Raw genomic sequence first — 25,075 nt, forward strand, 5'->3', positions numbered from 1 at the left:
GTCAGGCCGCGTGCTCGACGATGGGCGCCAGCTGCTGGGCCAGCGCCGGGAAATCAGTGGCCGGCTCGGGGTGCAGGTCCCACAGCGCGGCCTGGGTGGTGATGGCGTGGACCTGCGCGGCCCGTGCCGTGCGGCGCGCATGGAACTGCGCCAGCAGACGGCGCCGGTCGGGGGCGGTGGGCAGCAGGCTGCCCAGCACGGCCGCGTCTTCAATGGACTGCGCCGCCGCCTGGCCAAAGTGCGGCGGCAGCAGGTGCGCGCTGGCGCCAATGCGCAGCACCGCGCCGCGGTGCCAGGGGCCGCTCAGCAGGCCGGTCTGCACCGGGCGGCTGATGACGGTGGCGTCGTCACGCACCAGCGCGGCCATGGCCGCGGGCGCGCCGCCCATCTGCTGCAGGCGCTGGCGCAGCGCGGCCGGCGTGGCGGCGGGGCGGGCGCCGGGCGTGTCGTCGCACAGCACCGCCAGGCCGGCCTGGGCCACGCCGGTGGGCACCACCAGCACCTTCAGGCCGCTGGTGCCCACGCACCAGGTCAGGCGGTCGATGCCGCGCGGGCGCGCCACCAGCACATGGTCCCAGCGCTGCGGCAAGCGCTGGCTGGTGGCGCCCAGCGGGGGCTCGGACTGCAGCATCGACGCGGCGCCGGCCACGATGGCCAGGTCGCACTGCCACAGCAGCCCCGCCGCACCGGACAGCCGGGCCTGGCCGGCGTGGGTGCTGCTGCGCTCGACCCGGGCGCCCCAGTGCAGGCGCACGCCCTGCGCCACGCAGGCCTCGTGCAGCGTGGCCAGCAGGTCGGCGTAGCCCATGCCCATGGCCGCCGGGCAGGCCGCACCGGCCAGCGACGGCGCCGGGATCTCGAACTGGGTGCGGCCGGCGGCATCGACGCAGACCATCGAGGTGTACGCAAAGCCCTTGCGCACGCAGGCCTCGGCCACGCCCAGCGCCGCCAGGTCACGCAGCATGTTCGGCACCACGTCGATCGAGGCCGGCGGTGCGGCCAGCCGCGCAGCGGCCTCGAACACCTCGACCTGCGCCCCGGCGCGGGCCGCGGCCAGGGCCGCTGCCAGGCCCGACAGGCCGGCGCCCGCAATGCCGATGCGACGCAGCGTGGCCATGGTCTCAGGCCCTGCGCCGCAGTGCGTTGGTGTTTGTGGGCGCGAGTTCGCCCATCGCCTGGCCCAGGGCCATTCGTTGTCTCCAGTCGTTGTAGGAAAGCGGGTAAGCGAGAGGTTAGGGACTGGCGACCATCATGAAAAATGACTTCGATGCAAGCGACGTTTCAACGGCATCTAACGATCAAGGGTTATCCCGGCACGCCATGCGCTTGAACCGACTGGACCTGAACCTGCTGGTGGCGCTGGATGCGCTGCTGACCGAGCGCAGCATCACGCGCGCCGCCGAGCGGCTGCACCTCACGCCATCGGCGCTGAGCAGCGCGCTGTCGCGGCTGCGTGATTACTTTGAAGATGAGTTGCTGGTGCAGGTGGGCCGCAAGATGGAGCCCACGCCGCGCGCCGAGGCGCTGCACGACGCCGTGCGCGACGTGCTGGTGCGCATCGACAGCACCATTGCCAGCCGCCCGCGCTTCGACCCCACCGCGTCGGACCGGCTGTTCCGCATCTGCCTGTCCGACTACACGCAGATGGTGATCGCGCCGCACCTGCTGGCGCTGTGCGCGCAGGAGCGCTGCAGCGTGCGCTTCGAGTTCCTGCCGCAGGTGATGAACCCGCAGCGCACCCTGGAGCGCGGCGAGGCCGACCTGCTGGTCATCCCCCGCGGCTTCATGTCACCCGACCACCCCGAGGAACTGCTGGTGGAGGAGCACTTCGTCTGCCTGCTGTGGGCCCACAGTCCGCTGGCCCAGGGCGAGTTCACCTTCGAGCGCTACCTGGCCGCCGGCCACATCATCATGCAGCCCCCCGGCGGCACCGGCGACTCGTTCGAATCGTGGTTCGTCAAGCGCTACGGCATCACCCGCCGCGTGGCCGTCATGTCCTACGGCTTCGCCGCCATGCCCGCCCTGGTCTGCGGCACCGACCTGGTCGCCACCGTGCACGCCCGCCTGGCCCACTGCTTCGCCACCACCTGGCCCCTGGCCATCCGCCAACCCCCGCTGCCCATCGAGGGCATGCAGCAGGCGATGCAGTGGCACAAGTACAAGACGCAGGATCCGGGGTTGGTGTGGTTGAGGGATGCGTTCAGGAGGGCGGTGGGGAGGATGGATGGGGAGAGGGCAGACGGGGTCGCAGTGGCTGCCTAGTACGGCTGGGGTTGGCCGGTTGTGGGTGGCCGAGGACACGGCGGGATCAACGGGCGGCTCTGCAGCGGTTGCCGACTGTCGCGCGCTCAATTGGGCTGGCTGCTGACCGCCAGTAGCGGCAGGTCGCGAACGACTGATGTCCGGATGCATGCCCGCAATACCATACGGACTTCGATAGGATCCTGCCAATGAAAACGCACCAAGTATTTGGTATTCAGTCGGACGTGGTTGACGCTTCGTATATCGACCGCGGCGCGCTCGACTCGGAGTTCCGAACTCTCGTCGATCGTGGGCAGATGCACATCGCGATTCGTGGTGCATCCAAGTGCGGCAAGTCATGGCTCCGCAAGAAGGTGCTCGACAACCCCATCGTAGTGCAGTGCCGTTTGTCGTACACAACAACTGACGTATACCGAGACGCACTGGCTGCCCTCGGCGTCCGCTTGGAGGTTGACCGCACGGTCACGAGCAAACTGGGTGGCAAAGTTGGCGGCTCCGTTGAGGGCGGTTTCGCGCTCTTTGCGAAGGCCTCTGCGTCGACCGAGGGCACGTACGGCAACGACACTTCGACGAAGGAGGCAGTGGTCGGTCGCAATGTTACCGACCTTAGGTTCATATCGGACACGATTCGGGAGTCTGGGCGAAAGCTGGTCATCGAGGACTTCCACTACCTGCCGATCACTGAGCAGCAGAAGTTTGCGTTCGACTTGAAGACCCTGTGGGACTACAAGACCCTGGTAGTTGTGGTCGGCGTGTGGATCGACGACAACATGCTGATCACTCTGAACTCGGACTTGGCCGATCGGATTGAGGAACTGCCCGTCACCTGGAGTGAAGCTGAACTCAAGCAGGTGTTCACGAAGGGATGTGCCGCCCTCAGCATTCGCCCTACGGACGCCGTCTCGACCCAACTTGCTGAGATCGCCTACCAAAGCGTGGGCTTGCTTCAGAAGCTGGCCCTGCGGTATCTCGACGAGCTGAAAATCTATGATGCTGCCCCGAGCGGTATGGAAATCGAATTGGACAACGTCGACAAGATTTCCGACGCGGCCATGCATACTGCTGAACAGCTAAACCAGCTCTATCAGAGCTTCGCTAAGAGGGTCTGCGAAGGCGTGCGGCAGCGAAAAAATGCTACTGGCATTTATGCGCACGCGCTGAAGGTGATCATGGAAGCGACCGACGGAGAGCTACTTGCCGGCATTCCAGCCAAAGATATCTACCGCAAGGCGCACGCCGCAGAGCCGCGAGTGCAGCTTCCCAATCTGCGCTCAGTGCTGGCGAAGTTTGCAGCGCTCCAGGTTGACCAAGATGGTCGTTCGCTTGTACTGGCCTACGACGGGCAGAACGAGAAGATCAGCCTTGTCGACCGACAACTCCTGCTCTATCGGCGCTTTGCCACTGTGAAGTGGCCCTGGGAGGACCTGATCGCTGAGGTGGGCGGTAGCGCTGATGCGTACGACTGAGCGGTGGTGTTAGACGACGGCCGGTCGGCCGTCCGCTCTCGGACGCTGCGATCACGACAGCGAATGTCGCAGATGGGTCGAATAGCGCCGACCAAGCATTGCCGAGCCAGTCAGCGTGGCGGCGCGATAGGCCCGCGGTCGCGATCAGAGCGGCCGTTGACGCGTATCTGGTCCCAGGCATTGCCAACCCTGTTCGCGGCCCGGACACATGCTCAAATGCTCAAGAGAAGTCGTCATGGGATCCCCATACACTCAAGTCAGGCTCGTCAAGGCAATCATGAAACTCGGTCAGATCGTCCTGTTGGCTCTCAGCCTTGTCGGCTGCGCTGTCCCCCCGGTTCAACGCCCTGCGATTCTTGTTCCCTTGGCCGTTCCGGTCGGTACTGAAACTGGGGTGCTTGCTCTCGGGCCAGTGGTACCGAAGATGCAGCAAGCCGATTCCATTGCGAACGTGCAGTACGGTTGGTGGTGTAAAGAGGCTCCTCCGCGCCAACTGGCTACGGATGTATTGCCCTTCTCGCGATTGAATCTCGTGCGTAGCTTTACTGGGGTGCTAGAACCTCTTCGTTATCGCCTTCAGAAGGCACCAGAGTCTGTGTTCACGGAAGAACAGCCGGATTACACGCTTGGCGCGTCTGTTCTGAAGGTGCACTCGAACGTGTGCTTTCCCTTCGTTGGTCACCCGAGTCTGAAGGTGGGCGACCCGACTGTGGCCAAGGGATCCGTCTTTGTGGAGGTCAAGTGGGAGGTGTTCAGCAACACGGAACGCCGCGTTGTCTTCAGTGCGACCACTCAGGGGGCGTTCGAGGCACAAGAGACCGTAGCAGGTGGTTTCGACACCCTCGCCATCAACGCCTTTGGCGCTAGCCTGCGAAATCTCGCCGCTGACGAGGGGTTTCGTTCCGCGTTGGTTCGTTCGTCGTCAGGAAGGTAGCCACAGGCGCACGAGTGTGCTGCGAACCTATCTCCTTCATCTGGGTACTCGGCTTCAGCTTCGAGCGGCCGCTATTGGGCAGGCTGGGCGCGAATTCGTAGGACTGCAAGTTCGAACGCAGCTGGATGCGTCCGCCCTCAGCGACCGGCTGCACGCAGTCTGAAGCGGCTGTTCAACGCGCCACCAACATCTCCGCGGCGCCGAGCACACCGAGCCACACCGCGCCTGAACCACCCCAGCCCTACCTCCGCCATCGGTGCTAGCGTCCCCCCATGCCCCCACCCCCAGACCCCCGCCAAACCCAACTCGAAGCCCTCTACCGCCAAGCCTCCACCGCCCAACTGCAACGCCGCCTCAGTGACCCCGACCTGCTGCCGCAGGCGCGCGAGGTGGCGCAGGCGGAACTGCAGCGGCGCGAACAGGCGCGCCAGTCTGCCGCGGTGGCCACCCAGGCGGGCCGCAGCCGCTCACCGCGCAACGAGCTGCTGATGGTCGCGGCCGGTGCCGCGGTGCTGCTGCTGGTGCTGTGGTTCGTGATGCCGGCTGAGGGCTTTTTCCTGTTCCTGGCGATCATGCTGCCCACGGTGCTGGCGCCGCTGGGCAAGCTGTATCCGGCCTGGGGCAAGGCGCTGGCCGGCGTGCTGCTGGTGGCGCCGGCGGTACTGGGCGGGTGGCTGTGGCGGCGGGGTGAGCTGGCCTGGCAGGGGGGCGACTACCGGCCGTTGGGCACGCTGATCTCGTGGGGCGTGCTGCTGGCGGTGTGGGCGCTGTGCTGGGCGCTGGGGGGCAGTGTGCTGAAGGGCGCGCTGCACCGCGGCAGCTGGGATGCGCTGTCCGATGAGCTGGATCGCGAGCGGTCCAGGAACCTGGAGGACCTGGGCCGGCGGGGCTGATCGCGCGGCCGGCGGGTCAGCCCTGCAGCCGCCGCAGTTCCTCCGGCGTGTTGGCGTTGTCAAACGCCGCGGCGTCCTCGAACACCACCTCCACATGTCGGTGCTGGTCGGTCCAGCGGTCGATCTTGCGCTGGCCGCTCTGGATGAACTGCACCAGGCTTTCCAGCAGGCTGGCGCGCAGCAGACAGAAGACGGGTTGGCGCTGCAGGGTGCCGTCGGGGTCGCGGGTGGCGGCCATGGCCACGTCGGCGTTGGCGGCGTGGGCGGCCTGGGCCAGGCGGGCGGCCAGGTCGGTGGGGAAGTGGGGCGTGTCGCAGGGCACGGTCAGCAGCCAGGGCGTGTCGCAGTGCTCCAGGCCGGCCAGGAAGCCGGCCAGCGGGCCGGGGTAGTCGGGCACGGCGTCGGGCCAGACCTCGGCACCCATGGATTCATAGGCCGACAGGTTGCGGTTGGCGTTGATCAGCACTGCGCCCACTTGTGGCTGCAGGCGCAGCAGCGCGTGCATGGCCAGCGGCAGGCCGCGGTGGTTCTGCAGGCCCTTGTCGACGCCGCCCATGCGGCTGCCTCGGCCGCCGGCCAGGATCAGGCCGGTGATGTCCTCGGGGGCAATGCTGCTCATGTCCTCACTCCACCATGTCGAAGGCCTGGGTCTCGACCTCGATGAAGGCGCGGGTCATGCCGGCCAGCGCGGCCAGCCAGCCGGCGCCGGGGTGGGCCTGCACGGTGTCGCACAGCTGTGCCACCCAGGGCTGCAGGTGGGCGCGAAAGAACCGGCGCTGCTGCTCGAGGTTGCACACCGCGGCATCGTCGCCGCCGATCAGGTAGCGCATCACCTCGAAGCCGTAGGCGATGTGGTCCTCGGTCTCGGTGGTGTCGGTGGTGCGGGTCAGGCCCAGGCGGGCCAGGTCCTCGCGCAGGCGCACCAGCGGGGTCTCGTTCAGGAAGCCGGCCTGGTAGAAGCTGCCGTAGACGAAGACCTCGGGCTTGCCCACGCCGCCGAACAGCGCGTCGAAGGTCTCGGTGGCCTGCGCCACGTTCACGCTGCGCAGCGCGCCCACCAGGTCCTGCCAGGGGCTCTCCAGGAAGCCGCCTTCCTGCGGTGCCTCGGTCACGGCCACGGCGAATTCGCGCAGCAGGGCCTCATCGGGCGGCGCCAGCCACAGGCGGGCCAGCAGGCCGTAGAGCTCGGCGCGCGCCACCTCTTCGGCGTCGGGGCTGCCGGCGATGGCGATCGGCTGGTCGGTGGGGCTCATCGGTCGGTGATCCGTTGTTCGTTCGGGTTGCTGTGCAGGTCGATGACGCGGCAGTCGCCGCACATTTTCAGGCGCTCGGCGGCGGCGCCCTGGAAGGCCGGGTGGGCGCCCAGGCGGGTGATCATGGCTTCAATCGCCTGCAGCGTGCCGAAGGGCTTGCCGCAGCGCACGCAGGCGAAGGGCTGGGCCTGGTTGAGCACGCGCGTCTGGCGGCGGGCGCGGCCGGCATCGGCCAGCCACAGGCGCGGCTGCAGCGTGATGGCCTGCTCGGGGCAGGTGCCGGCGCACAGGCCGCACTGCACGCAGGCCGATTCGGTGAAGCGCAGCTGCGGCGCGTCGGCGTTGTCCTTCAGCGCGCCCGACGGGCAGGCGCCCACGCAGGCCAGGCACAGCGTGCAGCGCTGGCTGTCCACCGCCAGCGTGCCCCAGGGGCTGCCGGCGGCGGGCAAGGCGATGGCCTCGGGCACGGCGGCGGGGGCCTGGGCCAGCAGGTGGTCCAGCGCGGCGTCCAGCGTGGTGCGCTTGTCGGCCATCAGGCCGAAGCGGGCGCGCTCGCGCACGGTCTGCGCGGGCGGGGCCTGCACCGCGGTGTCCAGCGCGGCCAGATCGCGGGCGTCGCGCACCTGCAGCAGGCCCAGGTGGGTGCCGGCGTAGCCCAGGCCGTTCAGCACGGCCTGCGCCACGGCCATCTGTTCCTGCAATGCGCTGCGGTACTCGGGCGCTTCCTCGTCGGTCAGCAGCACCCAGACCTGGCTGGCGCCGTGGGCGATGGCCGACAGCCACAGGTCCACGCCGGTGCTGGCGCTGTGCCACAGCGGCAGCGGCAGCACGCGCGCGGGCAGGCCGTGGATCTGCGGGTCCACGCGGGCGGCGCGGCCCAGCTCGTCCAGCCAGCGCGCGCCGGCGCCTTCGCTGTGCAGCAGCAGCGCGGCGTCGCGGCCGCCGGCGCTGGCGTAGGTGCCCAGCAGGGTGCGCAGGCGCTGGCCCTGGTCGGCAGGGCCGGGGGTCTGGAAGCTCAGCGCGCCGCTGGGGCAGACGGTGGTGCAGGCGCCGCAGCCGGCGCACAGGTGCGGCTCGACGATGATGCCGCCGGTCTGCCCCGGCGCCTTGCCCTTGAGCGACGCATCACTGCGGATGGCCGAGGTGGAGCACACATCGATGCAGGCGCTGCAGCCGGTGCGCTCGTTGCGGGTGTGGGCGCACAGGCGCTGCTGGTAGCGGAAGAAGGTGGGCTTGTCGAAGGTGCCCACCAGCGTGGGCAGCTCGCGCAGCGCGCGGCTCAGGCGGCGCTCGTCGGGGCCGGCATGCACATAGCCCTGCGGCGGCTGGTGCTGGCTGAAGGCGGGCGTGGCGCGCAGGTCCAGCACCAGGTCGAAGCGCTCGCTGACGGTGAGCGGGTCGCGCTGGAAGTCGATCGCGCCGGCGGCCTCGCAGGCGCGCACGCAGTCGCGGTGGCTGGTGCAGCGCGACAGGTCCACCTGGTACGAGAAATCGATCGCGCCCTCGGGGCAGGCGGCGATGCAGGCATTGCAGCGGGTGCACAGCTCCAGGTCGATCGGGTTGTCCTGCACCCACTCGGCCTGGAAGGCGCCCAGCCAGCCGCTCAGGCGCGTCAGGCGGCCGGCGTGGGTGGCAAAGGCGCGGCTCTGCGGCAGCGCGCCGGGCCCGCTGACCAGCACCGTCACGTCCAGCGACGCGGCCAGCACCTCGGCGGCGGCCACCGCGGCCTCGGCCGGGCCGATCACCAGCGTGCGGCCGGCGCTGCGGTAGGTGACCTGCGGCACCGGCGCCGGGTCGGGCAGCTGGGCCAGCGCCAGCAGCGCGGCCAGCTTGGGCGTGGCCTGGGCCGCGTCCTTCGACCAGCCGCCGCGCTCGCGCAGGTTGACGAAGCGGATCGGCCGCTCGGCCAGCGGGCGCGCGCCCTCGGTGGCGTCGGCCAGCTCGGCGAACAGGCGCTGCTCCTGCGTGCAGGCCACGATGAGGGTCTCGCCCTCGTCGCGCGCGGCGCGCTGGAAGGCGCCGGCCTCGCGGCGGCACAGCGTGTGGTGCAGCGTCTCCAGGCCGTCAGTGCGGGCGGTCGGGCTCGTCTGCAGCGCCCGGCTCAGGGCCGGGGCGTCCAGCGGCATCGTCCGGTTGCAGTCGCAGATCAGGGTCTTCATGGTCGGGGGGCGCGGCGGGGGAGGCCGCCGGCGCGGTCGGGGAAGGGGCGGCGGGCGGCGGCGGGTCGGCCGGCTCGTCGGCGAACAGGCCCAGCGCGGCCGACTGCACCATCTGGCGCAGCATGCCGGCGGGCAGCGGGTCGGGGCGACCGTAGTCGTCGATGTAGATGTCCAGGCCGTCCATCACGTTGTAGTGCGGGTCGGCGAAGAGTTTTTTCAGCGCGGCGTTGCGCACCTCGGGCGTGACTTCGGGGGCGACGAAGCGGCTGAAGTCGGCCTCGGGGGTGAGGGTGGCCACGTCGTCCAGCGTGGGCGGGGGCGGCGGGGCGGGTTCTGCGGGCGGCTCGTCGGCCGGTGGTGCGGCCACGACCGGGGTCAGCGGTGCCGGGGCGGGCGGCGGCGGTGGGGCGGGGGGTGGCGGCTCGGGCAGCGCCACGCCCTCGCGGGCCAGCGCCTTGCGGCGCGACCAGCGCGACAGGAAGCCGTCGTCGTTGCTGGCCATGGCGTGTCAGCGCCGGTCGCCCGGGCGCTGGAACGACGCCGGGCGGCGGCGCTGCTTGGGCTCGGGGCGGTAGTGCGCGCTGGTGAAGGCCTGCAGCATCTGCACCAGCTCGGCGGGCAGCGGCACGTTGTCCACGCGCTCCTGCGCATCGAGCAGGCGGCCGGCCTCGTTGTAGGACAGGGTGACGAATTCGGGCGCAGCCTCGGACGGGTCGTCCTCGGCGCCGCGCCACATGACAAACCACACCGGCGCGCCGCTGCTGAGGTTGAGGTGGTAGCCCTCGCCCTCGTCGGCGTGCAGCAGCAGCGACAGGCCCGGGTGCAAGGTCAGCCGCTCGCGGCCGTCGTCGCGCAGCAGGCGCGGGGTGTGGCCCAGCGTGCCGTCGTCCAGCGCCACGTCGTGCGGCGTGTGTCGCCAGTCTTCCCAGGCGTTGGGCGCACGCTCGCGGCGCATCGTCACGGCGACGCGCAGCGTCAGCGTGCGGGCGATCTCGGGCGGCGGGGTGTCGGACATGGCGGGGCAGTCTAGCTGCCCGGGCCCCGACAAACTGTCGCCAGGGTCAAGGGGCGACGGCGCCTGCGGGTAAGTCCTCGGCGTCTGACCGTCGCCGGGCCGTCCAAGACGGTCAGAGCTGCCGCGCAGCGGCCAGCCTGGGGGTCCTCAGGTCGGCGTGCTGAACTGCTGCCAGGCGGCCATCACATGGGCCGCGTACATGGCCGACGGGCCGCCGCCCATGTAGATGGCCACGCCCAGGGTTTCCTCGATCTCGGCGGTGCTGGCGCCCAGGCGGGCCAGGGTGCGCACATGGAAACCGATGCAGTCGTCACAGCGTGCCGCCACCGAGATGCCCAGCGCGATCAGCTCCTTGGTCTTCTCGTCCAGCGCGCCGGGCGCGAGCGCGGCCTTGCCGATCTCGGAGAAGGCCTTCATCACCGGCGCGATGTCCTTGCGCAGTGGCTGCAGGTTCGACGCCACGGCGGCGGTGAGCTGGGTGTAGTCGGGCATGGCGGCCATGGGGGATCCTCAGGATTCAGCGATAACCCTGAGCTTATCAAATACCACGGTGGGTATATTGCGCCGGCGCAGAGTCCGCGTACGATGCGCGGCTTTGCGACCCACCCGCCATGGACGACGACCTGCCCCCGCTGCCCGCCACCCCGCTGGGCCGCTACCGCCACTACAAGGGCGGCGAATACGAGGTGATCGGGGTGGCCCGCCACTCCGAGACACTGCAGCCGCTGGTGGTCTACCGCCCGCTGTACAACGCCACCGGCTGGTGGGTGCGGCCGCACGCGATGTTCTTCGAGGACATCACGGTGGACGGCGTGACGCAGCCGCGCTTCAGGCCTCTTTGAGTTCGCTGCGCAGCCAGACGCTGAACTCGGCGCCGCCGCTCAGTTCGGCACTGGGGCCGGGCACGTTGGCCGCGCGCAGCTCGCCGCCGTAGCGTTCCACCAGGCTGCGGCTGATCCACAGGCCCAGGCCGGTGCCGTCGGGCTTGCGGGTGACGAAGGGCTGGAACAGGCGCGTGAGCATGTCGGGCGGCAGGCCCTCGCCGGTGTCGGCCACGCTGATCACCACGCCGGGGCCCTCGGGCCAGTCGTCGGTGCGCAGGGTCAGCGTGCCGCCTTCGGGCATGGCCTGCACGGCGTTGACCAGCAGGTTGACCAGCACCTGCTGCAGCTCCTGGCGGTTGATCGCGGCCAGGCCGGTGGCGCGGTCCTCGCGCTCGATGCGGATGTGCTGGCGCGCCAGCAGGTGGGCCACCAGCACCAGGCAGTCGTCGAGCACGCGCCGCGGATCGAGCTTCTCCACGTAGCCGGCGTACTCGCCCGGGCGGGCGAACTGCAGCAGCTGGGTGACGATCAGGCGCATGCGCTCGATCTGGCTGTCGATCAGCGCCAGCTCCTCGCGCACCGGCGCGGCGGCCGGGCCCAGCAGCTCGCGCATCAGGTCCAGGTTGCCCTGGATCACCGCGATCGGGTTGTTCACCTCGTGGGCGATGCTGGCGGTGAGCTGGCCCACCGCGGCCAGCTTCTCGGCGCGCAGCAGCTGGGCCTGGGCGGCTTCCAGCTCGCGGCCGCGCTCGGCCACCTTGGCATCCAGCTCGGCGTTCCAGCGCTGCAGTGCCTGGGTCTGGCCGGCCAGGGTGTCGAGCAGGTGGTCGAAGTGGGCGGCGAGCTGGCCGATCTCGTCGGCGCGGTCCACCGGGCCGACGCGGGCGGCGCTGTCGCCCCCCTCCTGGCGCTGCATGGTGGCGCTCATGCGTTCCAGCGGCGCCACCACGCCGCGCGCCCAGCGCCAGGCCAGCAGGCCGGCCGGGATCATCACGCCAAAGCAGATCGAGCCGATCATCGCCAGCGCGGCGTACTTCAGCCAGCCGAAGGGCCGCTCCAGAAAGCCCACGTAGAGCATGCCCACGCGCTGGCCGGCATGGTCGCGCAGCGGCTGGTAGCCCGACACATACCAGTCGCTGACGACGAAGGCGCGGTCCAGCCAGGTCTCGCCCTGGCCCAGCACGCGCTCGCGCACCGAGCCCGACACGCGGGTGCCGATCGCCCGCTCGTGCGCCTCGCCGCCAAACAGCCGCACATTGGTGCTGATGCGCACGTCGTCCAGGAACAGCGTGGCCGTGCCCTGGCTGCCCCAGGGCAGCGAGCCGGCGGGGTAGACCACCTCGTTGAGCTGGTCGATGAAGGCCAGGTTGCGGTTGAGCAGCACCCCCGATTGCAGCTGGCCCAGCAGCCGGCCGTCGGCGGCGCGCACCTCGGCCACGGCCATGGCCATCAGCGCGCGGTCTTCGGTGCGGCGGTCGGTGGGCGCGGCGTTCTGGGTGGGCAGCAGCGGCACCGGGATGCGCTCGCGCAGCGCGGCGGGCAGGGCGGCCTGGGCCTCGGGCGCCAGGCGCTCGACACTGGCGCGCGGGCGGCCGGCGGCGGGCAGCGGCAGCCGCGGCAGGGTGTCGGCGCCGGGCTGCGGGCTGCGGCCGCTGGCGTCGCGCCAGACCAGCAGGTCCAGGCGCTCGCGCCGCTGCAGCTGGCCAAGCAGTTTCACCAGCGCGGTGTCATCGCGCCGCGCCAGGCCCTCGGCCAGCACGCGCGACTCGGCCAGCGCGTTGGTGCTGGCGCCCACCTCGGCCAGCATGCGCTCGAAGTAGCCGTCGGCCACCGCCAGGTCGGAGCGCACCTTGGCCACCAGCAGGCGGTCCAGCGCCTCGTTGCCCCAGACCAGCAGCGCCAGCCCCAGCAGCGGCAGCACCGCCCACAGCGGCAGCAGCACCAGCGCCAGCAGCTTGCGCCGCACCGGCCAGGCCTGCAGCGCGGTCCTCACCTCATCCGCCCCACTCGGCCACGCGGCGCTCCAGCGTGCGCCGCGAGATGCCCAGCGACTGCGCGGCGCGGGTCTTGTCGCCGCCCACCGAGGCCAGCACCGCCAGGATGTGGTTCTTCTCCAGCGTCTGCAGGTCGGTGGTCAGCGGCGCCACCGGCGCGGGCGGCGGCGGCGTGCGGGCCTCGCTGCGCGCCAGGCCCTGGTACAGCGCCGACACATTGAGCGCGCCCAGGATCAGCGAGCGCTCGATCAGGTTGCGCAGCTCGCGCACGTTGCCGGGCCAGTCGTACTGCGCCAGGAAGGCCAGCTCGTCGGGGCTGACCTCGATCGGCGGCAGGCCCAGCTGCGGCGCCAGCGTGCCGATGAAGTGCTCGACCAGCGCCGGGATGTCCTCCTTGTGCTTGCGCAGCGGCGGCAGGTTGATCTCGACCACCTGCAGCCGGTAGTACAGGTCGGGGCGGAAGCGCCCGGCCTCGACCTCGCGCGCCAGCGGCCGGTGGGTGGCGGCGATGATGCGCACGTCCACCGGCACCTCCTGCTCGCTGCCCACGGGGCGGATGCGGCGCTCTTCCAGCGCGCGCAGCAGCGTGGCCTGCAGCGCCGTCGGCAGCTCGCCCACCTCGTCCAGGAACAGCGTGCCGCCCTGGGCGTAGACGAACAGGCCGTCGTGCAGCTGGCGCGTGCCGTCGCTGCTGCGCCAGGCGTGGCCGAAGAGTTCGCTCTCGATCAGCTCGGGCGACAGCGTGGCGCAGTTGACCGGCACGAAGGGGCCGGTGGCGCGCGGGCTGTGGTGGTGCAGCGCCAGCGCGGCCAGCTCCTTGCCGGTGCCCGATTCGCCGGTCAGCAGCACCGTGCTGTCCACCCCCGCCACACGCTGGATCGCGGCCTGCAGGCCGCGGATGGCGATCGACTGGCCCACCAGGCCGCCGGCGGCCGGCGTGCGCTGCGACAGGCTGCGACGCAGCACGAAGTTCTGCCGCCGCAGCTCGGCCCGCTCCAGGCCCTGGCGCAGCGCGTTGAGGATCTGGGTGACCCGGAAGGGCTTGAGGATGAAGTCGCTGGCGCCGGCGCGCAGCGCCTCGATCGCGGTGTCCAGGTCGGCGAAGGCGGTGATCAGCACCGCCTCGCAGCTGTTGCCCTCGGCGCGCAGGCTGCGCAGCCAGCTGATGCCGTCGCGCCCGGGCATGGCGATGTCCAGCACCACCAGGTCGATGCGGTGGCGGCGGGTGAGCTCGTCGGCCTCGTCGGCGTTGGCGGCCACCAGCACCTGGCCGACGCGCGGCGCCAGCGTCTTCTGCAGGAAGCTGCGCATGCCAGGCTCGTCGTCGACCACCAGCACGGTGGCGAGCGGCCAACGTTCGTCGGCAGGAGTCGGTGTGGCAGCGATCACGGCGGGCGGATTCTAGGAGCCGGCGCCGGACCCGGTCGTGTGCCGGGGTACAAGCAGACCCTGTGCGCGCCGGCTGCGACAAGTTGTCGCAAGGGGCGCGCCAAAATGGCCGATCACATCCGGGCTGCTGCGGATGTTCAAAGGGTTAGCACTGAGTTCTCATGTGGTACACCCATGCAACTCTGTGCATAGCGCCAAGCGTCGAAGGGACCATCATGGACAAGGACAAGACCAAGCCGGCCGCGGTGTCGCGCCGGACGCTGTTTGCAGGCGCCGGCACCGCCGGTGCGCTGGCCGCCGCGGCCGCGGCGCTGCCGCTGGCCCGACCTGAAGCCACCCCGGTGGCCGCCAAACCGGCCGAGCCCGAGGGCGAAGGTTACCGCCTCAGCGAGCACGTGCGCCGCTACTACCAGACCACCCGGGTCTGAAGCTCTCCCGCCTGCGCGCCCCGGCCCGGCCGGCGGCGTGCGGCTTCCATCGCGTTCGAGGACACGACATGCTGCTCACCCGCAGATCCGAATCCGCCGGCACGACCGCCTCCGCGTCGTCGCTGGTGTCCAGCCTGGCCCGCGGTATTTCCCGCGCCATTCCCACGATGGACCGCCGAGGCTTCCTGCGCCGCTCGGGCCTGGGCGTGGGCGCCGGCCTGGCGGCCAGCCAGCTGACCCTGGTGCAACGCGCCGAAGCGGCCGGCGGCGCCGCCGCTGAGGGCGGCAAGAAGATCGAGGTCAAGCGCACCGTCTGCGGCCACTGCTCGGTGGGCTGCGCGGTGGACGCGGTGGTCGAGAACGGCGTCTGGGTGCGCCAGGAGCCGGTGTTCGACTCGCCGATCAACCTGGGCGCCCACTGCGCCAAGGGCGCCGCGCTGCGCGAGCACGGCCACGGCGAGTACCGGCTCAAGTACCCGATGAAGCTGGTCGACGGCAAGTACAAGCGCATCAGCTGGGACGAGGCGCTGGACGGCATCGCCAAGAAGATGAAGGAGCTGCGCCAGGCCAGCGGCCCGGACTCGATCTTCGTCGTGGGTTCGTCCAAGCACAACAACGAGCAGGCCTACCTGCTGCGCAAGTGGGTCAGCTTCTGGGGCACCAACAACTGTGACCACCAGGCCCGCATCTGCCACTCCACCACCGTGGCCGGCGTGGCCAACACGTGGGGGTATGGTGCGATGACCAACTCCTACAACGACATGCAGAACGCCAAGGCGGCGCTCTACATCGGCTCCAACGCCGCCGAGGCGCACCCGGTGTCGATGCTGCACCTGCTGCATGCCAAGGAGAACGGCTGCAAGGTCATCGTCGTCGACCCGCGCTTCACCCGCACCGCGGCGCGCGCCGACCAGTTCGTGCGCATCCGCTCGGGTTCGGACATCCCCTTCCTGTTCGGTGTGATGCACCACATCTTCAAGAACGGCTGGGAAGACAAGAAGTACATCGAGGACCGCGTCTGGGGCATGGACAAGGTCAAGGAAGAGGCGCTGAAGGTCTGGACCCCGGACAAGGTCCAGGAGGCCTGCGGTGTCGATGAGGCCACCTGCTACCAGGTGGCCAAGACCATGGCCGAGAACCGCCCCAGCACCATCGTCTGGTGCATGGGCCAGACCCAGCACACCATCGGCAACGCGATCGTGCGCGCCTCGTGCCTGCTGCAGCTGGCGCTGGGCAATGTGGGCAAGAGCGGCGGCGGCACCAACATCTTCCGCGGCCACGACAACGTGCAGGGCGCCACCGACGTGGGCCCCAACCCCGACTCGCTGCCCGGCTACTACGGCCTGGCCGAAGGCTCCTGGAAGCACTTCGCCAAGGCCTGGGGCGTCGATTTCGAGTGGATCAAGAAGCAGTACGCCTCGCCGGCGATGATGACCAAGTCGGGCATGACGGTCTCGCGCTGGGTGGACGGCGTGCTCGAGAAGAACGAGCTGATCGACCAGGACAGCAACCTGCGCGGCCTGTTCTTCTGGGGCCATGCGCCGAACTCGCAGACCCGCGGCCTGGAAATGAAGAAGGCGATGGACAAGCTCGACCTGCTGGTCGTGGTCGATCCCTTCCCCAGCGCCACCGCGGCGATGGCGGCCATGCCCGGCGCGGCCGAGGACCTCAACCCCAAGCGCGAGGTCTACCTGCTGCCCACCACCACGCAGTTCGAGACCAGCGGCTCCTGCACCGCGTCAAACCGCTCGATCCAGTGGCGCGAGAAGGTGATCGATCCGCTGTGGGAATCGCGCACCGACCACATGATCATGTACCAGCTGGCCGAGAAGCTGGGCTTCGGTGCCGAGCTGGTCAAGAACTACAAGATGGTCGACGGCAAGGGCGGCAAGGAGCCCGAGACCGAGTCCATCCTGCGCGAGATCAACAAGTGCGTCTGGACGATTGGCTACACCGGCCAGTCGCCCGAGCGCCTGAAGGCCCACATGCGCAACATGCATGTGTTCGACGTCAAGACGCTCAAGGCCAAGGGTGGCGTCGACAAGGAAAGCGGCTACAGCCTGGACGGCGACTACTTCGGTCTGCCCTGGCCCTGCTACGGCACGCCCGAGCTGAAGCACCCGGGCTCGCCCAACCTGTACGACACCTCCAAGCACGTGATGGAGGGCGGCGGCAACTTCCGCGCGAACTTCGGTGTCGAGCGTGACGGCACCTCGCTGCTGGCCGCCGACGGCTCGCACAGCGTGGGCTGCGACCTGACCACCGGCTACCCCGAGTTCGACCACGTGCTGCTGAAGAAGCTGGGCTGGTGGGGCGAGCTCTCCGAGGCCGAGCAGAAGGCCGCCGAGGGCAAGAACTGGAAGACCGATTCGTCGGGCGGCATCATCCGCGTGGCCATGAAGAACCACGGCTGCCACCCGTTCGGCAACGCCAAGGCCCGCGCCGTGGTCTGGAACTTCCCCGACCCGGTGCCCAAGCACCGCGAGCCGCTCTACAGCACCCGGCCCGACCTGGTTGCGAAGTACCCCACGCACGACGACAAGAAGGCCTTCTGGCGCCTGCCCACGCTCTACAAGACGGTGCAGGAGAAGAACAAGGACATCGGCAAGCAGTTCCCGCTGATCATGTCCAGCGGCCGCCTGGTCGAGTACGAGGGTGGCGGCGAGGAAACCCGCTCCAACCCCTGGCTGGCCGAACTGCAGCAGGAGATGTTCGTCGAGATCAACCCGAAGGCGGCCAACGACCGCGGCATCCGCAACGGCGACCTGGTCTGGCTGAAGACCCCGCCGATGGCTGCGGTGGCCAACTTCCCCGGCCTGAAGGTGCGCGCGCTGGTGACCGAGCGGGTGGACGCCGAGACCGTCTGGCTGCCCTTCCACTTCTCCGGCCGCTGGGGCGGTGTCGACATGGCGCCGTACTACCCCGAGGGCGCGATGCCGGTGATCCGCGGCGAAGCCATCAACACCGCCACCACCTACGGTTACGACAGCGTGACGATGATGCAAGAGACCAAGACCACGGTCTGCCAGGTCGAGCGCGTCGCCTAAGAACACACGGAAAGGCACACCATGGCCCGCATGAAGTTCATCTGCGACACCGAGCGTTGCATCGAGTGCAACGGGTGCGCAACCGCCTGCAAGGCGGAACACGACATCCCCTGGGGCGTGAACCGCCGCCGCGTGGTCACGCTCAATGACGGCGTGCCCGGCGAGCGGACCATCTCGGTCGCCTGCATGCACTGCTCCGACGCGCCCTGCATGGCCGTCTGCCCGGTCGACTGCTTCTACCGCACCGACGAGGGCGTGGTGCTGCACGACAAGGACGTCTGCATCGGCTGCGGCTACTGCAGCTACGCCTGCCCCTTCGGCGCGCCGCAGTTCCCCAGCAACGGCACCTTCGGCCTGCGCGGCAAGATGGACAAGTGCACCTTCTGCGCCGGCGGTCCCGAGGACAACGGCAGCCAGGCCGAGTTCGAGAAGTACGGCCGCAACCGCCTGGCCGAAGGCAAGCTGCCGGCCTGCGCCGAGATGTGCTCGACCAAGGCCCTGCTCGCCGGCGACGGCGACGTGGTGGCCGACATCTTCCGCCAGCGCGTGCTGGTGCGCGGCAAGGGCGCCGAGGTCTGGGGCTGGACCACCGCCTACGGCCAGCCCGGCCAGGCGGCCAAGAAGGAAGGAGCCTGAGATGCGCGCCACCCGCCTGATCGCGCTGAGCGCGCTGGCCCTGCTGGTCTCGGCCTGCGGCGAACGCCCGCAGACCGGTGAAGGCCCGCGCAAGAAGGCCGACACCAAGGCCGCCACCGGCACCGACAACGGCTACGCCGCCGCGGGCTGGACCAAGGGCGACGAGACCGGCTGGAACAACCAGCTCCGCGCCCGCGCCCAGCAGGGTCAGAACGAGTACACGCGCTCGCCGGCAGCGCCCAAGACGCCATGACCGCGCTGCTGAGAGCCCTGCTGCTGGGCGCGCTGCTGGCGGCCGGTGCCGCGCAGGCGCAGGCCCCGGCGGCGTCGGCGCCTGCCGTGGCCGGCACCCCGCAGCCCGACGACAGCAATGCCCGCCGCGCCCAGGTGCAGCCCGGCAACAACGCGCCGATGTGGCGCACCGTCAAGGACCAGGGCGGCCTGAGCACGCTGCCCGGTGCCGAGAAGGGGGTGCTGATCCAGCCCCAGGCCGACTACATCGTCGCCCAGGGCAACGCCGGCGAGGCCTGGCGCGAGGTGCGCAACCGCTGGATCATCCCCTACGGCGGCTCGCTGCTGCTGATCGTCGCGCTGGCGCTGGGCATCTTCTACTGGCGCAAGGGCGCGCTGGGCGGCCATGTGCCCGACACCGGCCGCAAGATCGAGCGCTTCACGCCGCTGGAGCGCGCCGCGCACTGGACCAATGCCGGCGCCTTCGTGGTGCTGGCCATCTCCGGCCTGACGATGGCCTTCGGCAAGTTCGTGCTGATGCCGGTGATCGGCTCGGCGCTGTTCGGCTACCTGACCTGGCTGCTCAAGACGCTGCACAACTTCGTCGGCCCGCTGTTCGCGGTGTCGCTGGTCATCGTCATCGTCACCTTCATCAAGGACAACATTGCCAGCGCGTCCGACTTCGTCTGGCTGTCGCGCCTGGGCGGCATGCTGGGCGACAAGGAAGTGCCCTCGCACCGCTTCAACGCCGGCGAGAAGGGCATGTTCTGGTGGGGCGTGACCGTCCCCGGCCTGGTGGTGGTGGCCTCGGGCCTGGTGCTCGATAAGCTGGTGCCCGGCTTCGGCGAGGTGCGCGGCCAGATGCAGATCGCGCACATGATCCATGCCGTCGCCGCGATCGGCATGATGGCGCTGATCGCCGGCCATATCTACATGGGCACGGTGGGCGTCAAGGGCGCGCTGGATGCGATGAAGACCGGCTACGTGGACGAAGGCTGGGCCAAGGAGCACCACGAGCTCTGGTACGACGACGTCAAGGCCGGCAAGATCCCGGCGCAGCGTTCGGCCCAACCCCTTCCCGGCGCCCCGCGCACCCAGTCCTGAGCGGCAGGAGACCGATCCCATGAGAACCCACACCCTGACTGCCCTGGCCGCCACGCTGCTGCTGGCCACCACCGCGATCGCCAAGCTGCCGCCGCCCAGCGACGAGGCCAAGGCCAAGGCCGCCGAGGCTGCCGCCAAGACCGCCTGGACCGGCAAGGTCGACGCCTACCTGCTGTGCAAGTCGCAGGACAAGGTGGCCGCCGGCTACCGCGCTGCGGCCAAGAAGAACGGCAAGGACGCCGGCACCGTGGTCGAGACGCCGGCCTGCGCCGACCCCGGCCCCTTTGTCTACACGCCGCCCGCCCCGGCCTCGGGGGCGGCGTCCACTGCGGTGGCCGCGCCCGCCCCGGCTTCGGCCCCGGCGAAGAAGGGCTGATCGCCGCTTCGCTACCATTGACGGCCATGCCTCCGTCCGTCCGACCGATCACCGACCCGGCCCTGTCGCCGCGCATGACCGATGCGCGCGCGCCGATGCTGCGCGAGATCGAGATCCTCGACGAGTACGGCGCGCGTCGGCGCATCCACATCCCGGCCGAGCGGCCGCTGACGGTGTTCGTCGACAAGCGCGAGCTGGTCACGCTGATGACGCTGGGCGCTTCGCCCGAGATGCTGGTGCTGGGCTACCTGCGCAACCAGCGCCTGGTGCCCGACCTGGCGGCGGTGGAGTCGATCACCGTGGATTGGGACGTGGGCGCCGCCGCCGTGCGCACCCGCGAGGGCATCGCCGACCTTGAGCAGCGCACCGCGCGCCGAGTGGTGACCACCGGCTGCGGCCAGGGCACGGTCTTCGGCGACCTGATGGACCAGGTGGGCGCGCTGCGCCTGCCCGGGCCCGAGCTGGCCCGCATCCGCCAGGGCACGCTGGCCGGCCTGCTGGAGGTCATCCGCCAGCAGGACAGCATCCACCGCAAGGCGGGCTCGGTGCACGGCTGTGCGCTGTTCCGCGGCACTGAACTGCTGTGCTTCGTCGAGGACGTGGGCCGACACAACGCGATCGACACCATCGCCGGCTGGATGTGGCTGCATGGCGTGGACGGCGCCGACAAGGTGTTCTACACCACCGGCCGCCTGACCAGCGAGATGGTCATGAAGGCCGCGCACATGGGCGTGCCCATCGTGGTGTCGCGCAACGGCGTCACCCACATGGGTCACGAGCTGGCCACGCGCCTGGGCATGACCCTGTTCGGCCGCGCTGCCAACAAGCACTTCCTGTGCTATTGCGGCGCCGAGCGCTTTGATTCGGAGCCCATCCCCGAGCCCGCGTCGGTGCGGGTGGTGGCGGGCGGCTGATCAGCCTGCGCTGCGGCGCGCGGCGTAGTCGACGAACCAGTCCACCGCGGCGGCATTGGCCATCGCGTCGCGGTTCATCACCTTCGCCGGGTCGGCGCCCAGCAGCAGCTTCTTGACCGGCAGCTCCATCTTCTTGCCCGACAGCGTGCGCGGGATGGCCGGCACCTGCAGCACCACATTGGGCACGTGGCGCGGCGACAGCGCCTCGCGGATCGTGGCCTTCAGGCGGGCCTGCAACGCGTCGTCCAGCACCGCGCCGTCGCGCAGCACCACGAAGAGGGGCATGAACGATTCGCGGCCCAGGTACTCCAGGTCGACCACCAGGCTGTCGAGCACCTCGGGCAGGGCTTCCACCGCGCGGTAGAGCTCGGCCGTGCCCATGCGCACGCCGTGGCGGTTGATGGTGGCGTCGCTGCGGCCGTAGATGATGGCGCCGGTGGCCCCGGCCTGCGGATGCGGCACCAGGCGGATCCAGTCGCCGTGGCGCCAGACGCCGGGGTACATGTCGAAGTAGCTGTCGTGCAGGCGCTGGCCGTCGGGGTCGTTCCACAGCCGCAGCGGCATTGAGGGCATCGGCGCGGTGCAGACCAGCTCGCCCACCTCGTCGACCAGCGCGCGGCCGCGGCCATCGGGGCCGGGTTCGCTCCAGGCTTCCACGCGGGCGCCCAGGCAGCGGCACTGCATCTCGCCGGCGGTGACCGGCAGCGTCGGCGCGCCGGCGATGAAGGCGCCGGCGAAATCGGTGCCGCCGCTGATGCAGGCGATCCAGATGTCGCGCCCGTCCACCTGCGGCAGCGCCTGCCAGATCCAGCGGTAGCCGTCTTCCGACAGCGGTGAGCCGGTCGAGCCCACCGCGCGCAGCGCCGACAGGTCGGCCTGCTGCTGCGGCTGCACGCCGGCCTTGGCGCAGCTGGCGTAGAAGGCCGCGCCGGCGCCGAAGAAGCTGCAGCGCGCCAGTGCCGCGAAGCGCCACAGCGTGGACCAGTCGGGCGCGCCCTGCGGCCCGCCGGGCGAACCATCGAACAGGCAGATCGTGGTGCCGCCCAGCAGGCCGGCCACCTGGCAGTTCCACATGATCCAGCCGGTGGAGCTGTACCAGTGGAAGCGGTCACCGGTGTCGGCGCTCGGGCCGATGTCGTTGTGCAGCACGCCCAGCTTCAGCGCCTCCAGCACGATGCCGCCGTGGCCGTGCACGATGGGCTTGGGCAGGCCGGTGGTGCCGCTGGAATACACCACCCACAGCGGGTGGTCGAAGGGCAGCCAGGCGGGCGCCAGGGTCTCGGTGCTGCTGGTCAGCGCAGCCCAGTCGTGCAGCGTGGCCGCGCTGCCGTCGGGCATCGCCAGCGCCTGGCCCAGCAGCGGCACCTGCACCACCTGGCGCAGCGTGGGCAGCGCCGCCACCAGCTCGGCCACCACCGCACGGCGGTCATGGGTGACGCCGCCGAAGGTGTAGCCGTCGGTGGCGATCAGCACCGCCGGCTCGATCTGCCGGAAGCGGTCGAGCACCGCCACCGGGCCCATGTCGGGCGAGCAGACCGACCAGATCGCGCCGATGCTGGCGCAGGCCAGGAAGGCGATGGCGGTCTCGGGCCGGTTGGGCAGGTAGGCCACGACCCGGTCGCCCGGGCCCACGCCCAGACGCGTCAGCGACGCGGCCACCGTGCCCACCTGGCGGCGCAGCTCGGGCCAGGACAGCGTGTGCACCGCGCCTGCCGCCAGCCCGGCTTCGTCGGTCCAGACGATCGCCGGGTGACCGGCGGCGTGGGCGGCATCGGCACGGCGCAGCGCCTGCTGCGCGTAGTTGACCTGCGCCCCCGGAAACCAGCGCGCACCGGGCATGCGGGCGTCGGCCAGCACCGCGGTGTGCGGTGTGGGCGACTGGATGTCGAAGTACGCCCAGATCGCCTGCCAGAAGCCGGGCAGGTCGTCGACCGACCACTGCCACAGCGCGTCGTAGCTGGGAAACGCCAGGCCGCGCGTGGTTTGCAGCCAGTGCTGGAAGCGGGTGAGTTGGGCGCTCGTCATCCCCTCAGGCTAGGGCCGCGGCCAGCAAGCCGCCATTGGGGCGAGCACGCGTCGCCAGTGCGACACTCGGTCCATGACCACCTGCCTGGTGCTGCTGCGCGGCGTGAATGTCGGCCCCGCCAAGCGGGTGCCGATGGCCGAGCTGCGCACGCTGCTGGGCGAACTGGGCGGCGAGCGGGTGGCCACGCTGCTCAACAGCGGCAACGCGGTGGCCGACTGGCCCCGCGCCCGGCCGGGCACGCTGGCGCCGCGGATCTCGGCGGCGCTGCGGCAGCGCTTCGGCTTCGACGTGCCCGTGGTGGTGAAGACGCTGGCCGAGGGCCAAGCCATCGCCGCCGGCATGCCCTGGCCCGAGCCGCCCGATCCCGCGCGCCTGGTGGTGGTGTTCACGGCCGATCAGGCCGACCTGGCCGCGCTGCACGCGGTCGACCCGCTGGTCGCGCCGGACGAGGCCTGGCACATCGGCGCGCAGGCCGCCTACCTGCACTGTGCCGGCGGCCTGCTGCAAAGCCGCGCGGCCGAAGCGCTGCTGGGCCGCGCCGGTGCGGCTGTGACCACGCGCAACTGGGCCACGGTGGGCAAGCTGCTGGCGCTGGCGCTGGCGCAGCGGAGCGATCGATGAGCCTGACGCTGCGGGATTGGCAGGCTCTGGACGACGCCGGCCTGGCTGCCTTGCACGCGCTGCAGATCGACCCGGCCCAGGTCGAGTTCGCTGGCACGCTGGAACGCGCGCTGGCCTCCTGCGCCAAAGGTCCGCCCGAGGACATCGTCGGGCTGGTGATCGAGCACGGTGGCACGGTCGTCGGCTTTGTCGTGCTGCAGCGCGCCAGTCGGCAACCGGAGTGGGCGCCAGAGGGCGCGGCGGCGGTGTCGGCGATGCGCATCGATCGCCACCGCCAGGGCCAGGGGCTGGGCCGCGCTGCGCTGGCGGCGGTGGACGACTGGCTGCGCCAGCACTGGCCGCAGGTGGCCCAGGTCGCGCTGAGTGTGGACGACGGCAACGCCGCGGGGCGACGGGCCTACGCGCTGGCCGGCTACACCGAGTGCGCGCCGGCCCGGCCGGGCCGCATCGGCCTGGTGAGGTTCCTGGCCAAGGCCCTGTGATCGGCCCCGGGTGCCTGGCGCCCCGGACTGCGCGTCATCCCGGATGGTCAGGCCGGGTGCTTGGCACCATGCTTGCATACAAGCAGTGTGAACATCACTCGCATGCACCAACACCCGGCATTCCACCCGCACCAGCGCCCCACCATGCACCAGGAACCCCACCATGGCACCGCGACAGGGCGCTGAAGCGCGCCGACCGGCACGCGCCGCCGCGCCAGCGGCCCCGGTTGCCAGCGCCGAGGCCAGCCGCCCGGACGCCAGCCGCCCAGATGCCATCGCCGACCGCATCGTCGACGCCATCCTGGCCGGCCGCCTGGCACCGGGCCAGCGCTTGGGCGAGCAGGCGCTGGCTGACCTGTTCGGCTGCAGCCGCACGCTGGTGCGCGAGGCCATGGCGCGGCTGTCGGCGCGCGGCATGGTCGAGGTCAATGCGCGGCGCGGCTGGTTCGTCGTGCAGCCCAGCCTGGACGAGGCGCGCGAGGCCTTCGGTGCCCGCCTGGCGCTGGAGACCGGCCTGCTGCACGGCCTGGAGGGTCCGCTGCCCAAGACCGCGCTGCGCCAGCTGAAGGACCACGTGGCGCGCGAGCGGGCGGCCATCCGTGCCGGCGACCCCGGCGAGCGCAGCTGGCTGCTGGGCGACTTCCATGTCTGCCTGGCCGAGTGTGCCGGCAATGGCCTGCTGGCCGACATCGTCAAGGACCTGACCGCCCGCACCACGCTGATTGCCACGCTCTACCAGAGCACCCACGCCGCCAGCGAGAGCTGCGCCGAGCATGCGCAGATCGTGGCGGCGCTGGAGGCCGGCGACCTGCCCGGCGCGATCGCGCTGCTGCGCGCCCACATCGGCAGCGTGGCCCGCCACCTGGGGCAGGACGCCGCCACCGACGACCCGCTGGCGCCGCTGCGCACCGCGCTGGCCCTGCAGCCTGACACACCGCCGCCGCCTGCGCGCCCGCGCCGCCGCCGCGCCCTGTTCACCGATCTTGTTCCCCCCGTCCCACCCCGTCCGGAGTCCTGACAC

General features: G+C 70.7%; 25 protein-coding genes. 15 read left to right on the forward strand and 10 right to left on the reverse strand.

Annotated features, from left to right (window positions below; all coding sequences use genetic code 11):
• Nucleotide 1: 1 nt before the first annotated feature.
• Complete coding sequence (locus tag KAK07_RS14880; protein WP_210861582.1) at nt 2-1,117, reverse strand: FAD-dependent monooxygenase; 1,116 nt, start codon at nt 1,115-1,117, stop codon at nt 2-4.
• A gap of 203 nt (nt 1,118-1,320) precedes the next feature.
• On the opposite strand from KAK07_RS14880, the gene KAK07_RS14885 reads away from it, so the two are divergent.
• From KAK07_RS14885 to KAK07_RS14900, 4 genes are all read left to right on the forward strand, one after another.
• Nucleotides 1,321-2,262 carry a LysR family transcriptional regulator gene (locus KAK07_RS14885; protein WP_210851759.1) on the forward strand — a complete coding sequence of 314 codons (942 nt, stop codon included), beginning with the start codon at nt 1,321-1,323 and terminating at the stop codon, nt 2,260-2,262.
• Between the two features lie 188 nt (nt 2,263-2,450).
• Nucleotides 2,451-3,728, forward strand: a complete 1,278-nt coding sequence (locus KAK07_RS14890; RefSeq protein WP_210851760.1) for a hypothetical protein — start codon at nt 2,451-2,453, stop codon at nt 3,726-3,728.
• Between the two features lie 277 nt (nt 3,729-4,005).
• Nucleotides 4,006-4,662, forward strand: coding sequence for a hypothetical protein (locus KAK07_RS14895; RefSeq protein ID WP_210851761.1), 657 nt, complete (start codon nt 4,006-4,008; stop codon nt 4,660-4,662).
• A gap of 272 nt (nt 4,663-4,934) precedes the next feature.
• Entirely contained in the window at nt 4,935-5,555 is a 621-nt protein-coding gene (locus KAK07_RS14900) for a hypothetical protein (protein WP_210851762.1), read from the forward strand.
• A gap of 16 nt (nt 5,556-5,571) precedes the next feature.
• On the opposite strand, the gene mobA is transcribed toward KAK07_RS14900, so the two are convergent.
• From mobA to KAK07_RS14930, 6 genes are all read right to left on the reverse strand, one after another.
• Nucleotides 5,572-6,174 carry a molybdenum cofactor guanylyltransferase MobA gene (gene mobA, locus KAK07_RS14905; RefSeq protein WP_210851763.1) on the reverse strand — a complete coding sequence of 201 codons (603 nt, stop codon included), beginning with the start codon at nt 6,172-6,174 and terminating at the stop codon, nt 5,572-5,574.
• Nucleotides 6,175-6,178: 4 nt separating this feature from the next.
• Nucleotides 6,179-6,808, reverse strand: coding sequence for a TorD/DmsD family molecular chaperone (locus KAK07_RS14910; protein ID WP_210851764.1), 630 nt, complete (start codon nt 6,806-6,808; stop codon nt 6,179-6,181).
• Nucleotides 6,805-8,967 (reverse strand): 4Fe-4S dicluster domain-containing protein, encoded by a 2,163-nt coding sequence (locus KAK07_RS14915; RefSeq protein WP_210851765.1) that lies wholly within the window; start codon nt 8,965-8,967, stop codon nt 6,805-6,807. Before KAK07_RS14915 ends, KAK07_RS14910 begins: the two co-directional genes overlap by 4 nt.
• On the reverse strand, nt 8,873-9,469 hold the full coding sequence (locus tag KAK07_RS14920) for a DUF3306 domain-containing protein (protein WP_210851766.1): 597 nt from the start codon (nt 9,467-9,469) through the stop codon (nt 8,873-8,875). The genes KAK07_RS14915 and KAK07_RS14920 overlap by 95 nt, the downstream gene beginning before the upstream one ends.
• 6 nt (nt 9,470-9,475) lie before the next feature.
• Nucleotides 9,476-9,982 carry a DUF3305 domain-containing protein gene (locus tag KAK07_RS14925; RefSeq protein ID WP_210851767.1) on the reverse strand — a complete coding sequence of 169 codons (507 nt, stop codon included), beginning with the start codon at nt 9,980-9,982 and terminating at the stop codon, nt 9,476-9,478.
• 147 nt (nt 9,983-10,129) lie between these two features.
• Nucleotides 10,130-10,483 (reverse strand): carboxymuconolactone decarboxylase family protein, encoded by a 354-nt coding sequence (locus KAK07_RS14930; RefSeq protein ID WP_210851768.1) that lies wholly within the window; start codon nt 10,481-10,483, stop codon nt 10,130-10,132.
• A gap of 110 nt (nt 10,484-10,593) precedes the next feature.
• Between KAK07_RS14930 and KAK07_RS14935 the strand changes: the two genes are divergently transcribed.
• Nucleotides 10,594-10,824, forward strand: coding sequence for a DUF1653 domain-containing protein (locus KAK07_RS14935; RefSeq protein WP_210851769.1), 231 nt, complete (start codon nt 10,594-10,596; stop codon nt 10,822-10,824).
• Here the strand turns inward: KAK07_RS14935 and KAK07_RS14940 are convergent.
• Nucleotides 10,811-12,799: a cache domain-containing protein gene (locus KAK07_RS14940; protein ID WP_210851770.1), complete on the reverse strand. Its 1,989-nt coding sequence runs from the start codon at nt 12,797-12,799 to the stop codon at nt 10,811-10,813. The genes KAK07_RS14935 and KAK07_RS14940 overlap by 14 nt on opposite strands.
• A gap of 1 nt (nt 12,800) precedes the next feature.
• Complete coding sequence (locus KAK07_RS14945) at nt 12,801-14,189, reverse strand: sigma-54-dependent transcriptional regulator (RefSeq protein WP_310738452.1); 1,389 nt, start codon at nt 14,187-14,189, stop codon at nt 12,801-12,803.
• 215 nt (nt 14,190-14,404) lie between these two features.
• Between KAK07_RS14945 and KAK07_RS14950 the strand changes: the two genes are divergently transcribed.
• The 7 genes from KAK07_RS14950 (at nt 14,405) to KAK07_RS14980 (ending at nt 20,925) form a co-directional block, all read left to right on the forward strand.
• Nucleotides 14,405-14,617, forward strand: a complete 213-nt coding sequence (locus KAK07_RS14950) for a formate dehydrogenase (RefSeq protein ID WP_210851771.1) — start codon at nt 14,405-14,407, stop codon at nt 14,615-14,617.
• 68 nt (nt 14,618-14,685) lie between these two features.
• Nucleotides 14,686-17,664, forward strand: a complete 2,979-nt coding sequence (locus KAK07_RS14955; protein ID WP_210851772.1) for a formate dehydrogenase subunit alpha — start codon at nt 14,686-14,688, stop codon at nt 17,662-17,664.
• 21 nt (nt 17,665-17,685) lie between these two features.
• Complete coding sequence (gene fdh3B, locus KAK07_RS14960; protein ID WP_210851773.1) at nt 17,686-18,300, forward strand: formate dehydrogenase FDH3 subunit beta; 615 nt, start codon at nt 17,686-17,688, stop codon at nt 18,298-18,300.
• A gap of 1 nt (nt 18,301) precedes the next feature.
• The gene (locus KAK07_RS14965) at nt 18,302-18,553 is read left to right on the forward strand and encodes a hypothetical protein (protein WP_210851774.1); all 252 of its coding nucleotides are present in this window, start codon (nt 18,302-18,304) and stop codon (nt 18,551-18,553) included.
• Nucleotides 18,550-19,635 (forward strand): formate dehydrogenase subunit gamma, encoded by a 1,086-nt coding sequence (locus KAK07_RS14970; RefSeq protein WP_210851775.1) that lies wholly within the window; start codon nt 18,550-18,552, stop codon nt 19,633-19,635. The genes KAK07_RS14965 and KAK07_RS14970 overlap by 4 nt, the downstream gene beginning before the upstream one ends.
• Nucleotides 19,636-19,654: 19 nt before the next feature.
• Nucleotides 19,655-20,011, forward strand: a complete 357-nt coding sequence (locus tag KAK07_RS14975; protein ID WP_210851776.1) for a hypothetical protein — start codon at nt 19,655-19,657, stop codon at nt 20,009-20,011.
• Nucleotides 20,012-20,037: 26 nt separating this feature from the next.
• Nucleotides 20,038-20,925 carry a formate dehydrogenase accessory sulfurtransferase FdhD gene (locus KAK07_RS14980; protein ID WP_210851777.1) on the forward strand — a complete coding sequence of 296 codons (888 nt, stop codon included), beginning with the start codon at nt 20,038-20,040 and terminating at the stop codon, nt 20,923-20,925.
• On the opposite strand, the gene KAK07_RS14985 is transcribed toward KAK07_RS14980, so the two are convergent.
• Complete coding sequence (locus tag KAK07_RS14985; protein ID WP_210851778.1) at nt 20,926-22,950, reverse strand: acetoacetate--CoA ligase; 2,025 nt, start codon at nt 22,948-22,950, stop codon at nt 20,926-20,928.
• Nucleotides 22,951-23,023: 73 nt separating this feature from the next.
• Here KAK07_RS14985 and KAK07_RS14990 point away from each other — a divergent pair, with 73 nt between their 5' ends.
• From KAK07_RS14990 to KAK07_RS15000, 3 genes are all read left to right on the forward strand, one after another.
• On the forward strand, nt 23,024-23,572 hold the full coding sequence (locus KAK07_RS14990) for a DUF1697 domain-containing protein (RefSeq protein ID WP_210851779.1): 549 nt from the start codon (nt 23,024-23,026) through the stop codon (nt 23,570-23,572).
• Entirely contained in the window at nt 23,569-24,054 is a 486-nt protein-coding gene (locus tag KAK07_RS14995) for a GNAT family N-acetyltransferase (RefSeq protein ID WP_210851780.1), read from the forward strand. The genes KAK07_RS14990 and KAK07_RS14995 overlap by 4 nt, the downstream gene beginning before the upstream one ends.
• Before the next feature lie 163 nt (nt 24,055-24,217).
• Nucleotides 24,218-25,072 carry a GntR family transcriptional regulator gene (locus tag KAK07_RS15000; protein ID WP_210851781.1) on the forward strand — a complete coding sequence of 285 codons (855 nt, stop codon included), beginning with the start codon at nt 24,218-24,220 and terminating at the stop codon, nt 25,070-25,072.
• The last annotated feature ends 3 nt before the right edge of the window (nt 25,073-25,075 follow it).

Source organism: Ideonella alba (assembly GCF_018069875.1).
GTDB lineage: Bacteria > Pseudomonadota > Gammaproteobacteria > Burkholderiales > Burkholderiaceae_C > Ideonella > Ideonella alba.

Coding starts and splice junctions, on each gene's coding strand:
- KAK07_RS14880 (WP_210861582.1), bottom strand. CDS start 1,117: ATGGCCACGCTGCGTCGCATCGGCATTGCGGGCGCCGGCCTGTCGGGC.
- KAK07_RS14885 (WP_210851759.1), top strand. CDS start 1,321: ATGCGCTTGAACCGACTGGACCTGAACCTGCTGGTGGCGCTGGATGCG.
- KAK07_RS14890 (WP_210851760.1), top strand. CDS start 2,451: ATGAAAACGCACCAAGTATTTGGTATTCAGTCGGACGTGGTTGACGCT.
- KAK07_RS14895 (WP_210851761.1), top strand. CDS start 4,006: ATGAAACTCGGTCAGATCGTCCTGTTGGCTCTCAGCCTTGTCGGCTGC.
- KAK07_RS14900 (WP_210851762.1), top strand. CDS start 4,935: ATGCCCCCACCCCCAGACCCCCGCCAAACCCAACTCGAAGCCCTCTAC.
- mobA (WP_210851763.1), bottom strand. CDS start 6,174: ATGAGCAGCATTGCCCCCGAGGACATCACCGGCCTGATCCTGGCCGGC.
- KAK07_RS14910 (WP_210851764.1), bottom strand. CDS start 6,808: ATGAGCCCCACCGACCAGCCGATCGCCATCGCCGGCAGCCCCGACGCC.
- KAK07_RS14915 (WP_210851765.1), bottom strand. CDS start 8,967: ATGAAGACCCTGATCTGCGACTGCAACCGGACGATGCCGCTGGACGCC.
- KAK07_RS14920 (WP_210851766.1), bottom strand. CDS start 9,469: ATGGCCAGCAACGACGACGGCTTCCTGTCGCGCTGGTCGCGCCGCAAG.
- KAK07_RS14925 (WP_210851767.1), bottom strand. CDS start 9,982: ATGTCCGACACCCCGCCGCCCGAGATCGCCCGCACGCTGACGCTGCGC.
- KAK07_RS14930 (WP_210851768.1), bottom strand. CDS start 10,483: ATGGCCGCCATGCCCGACTACACCCAGCTCACCGCCGCCGTGGCGTCG.
- KAK07_RS14935 (WP_210851769.1), top strand. CDS start 10,594: ATGGACGACGACCTGCCCCCGCTGCCCGCCACCCCGCTGGGCCGCTAC.
- KAK07_RS14950 (WP_210851771.1), top strand. CDS start 14,405: ATGGACAAGGACAAGACCAAGCCGGCCGCGGTGTCGCGCCGGACGCTG.
- KAK07_RS14955 (WP_210851772.1), top strand. CDS start 14,686: ATGCTGCTCACCCGCAGATCCGAATCCGCCGGCACGACCGCCTCCGCG.
- fdh3B (WP_210851773.1), top strand. CDS start 17,686: ATGGCCCGCATGAAGTTCATCTGCGACACCGAGCGTTGCATCGAGTGC.
- KAK07_RS14965 (WP_210851774.1), top strand. CDS start 18,302: ATGCGCGCCACCCGCCTGATCGCGCTGAGCGCGCTGGCCCTGCTGGTC.
- KAK07_RS14970 (WP_210851775.1), top strand. CDS start 18,550: ATGACCGCGCTGCTGAGAGCCCTGCTGCTGGGCGCGCTGCTGGCGGCC.
- KAK07_RS14975 (WP_210851776.1), top strand. CDS start 19,655: ATGAGAACCCACACCCTGACTGCCCTGGCCGCCACGCTGCTGCTGGCC.
- KAK07_RS14980 (WP_210851777.1), top strand. CDS start 20,038: ATGCCTCCGTCCGTCCGACCGATCACCGACCCGGCCCTGTCGCCGCGC.
- KAK07_RS14985 (WP_210851778.1), bottom strand. CDS start 22,950: ATGACGAGCGCCCAACTCACCCGCTTCCAGCACTGGCTGCAAACCACG.
- KAK07_RS14990 (WP_210851779.1), top strand. CDS start 23,024: ATGACCACCTGCCTGGTGCTGCTGCGCGGCGTGAATGTCGGCCCCGCC.
- KAK07_RS14995 (WP_210851780.1), top strand. CDS start 23,569: ATGAGCCTGACGCTGCGGGATTGGCAGGCTCTGGACGACGCCGGCCTG.
- KAK07_RS15000 (WP_210851781.1), top strand. CDS start 24,218: ATGGCACCGCGACAGGGCGCTGAAGCGCGCCGACCGGCACGCGCCGCC.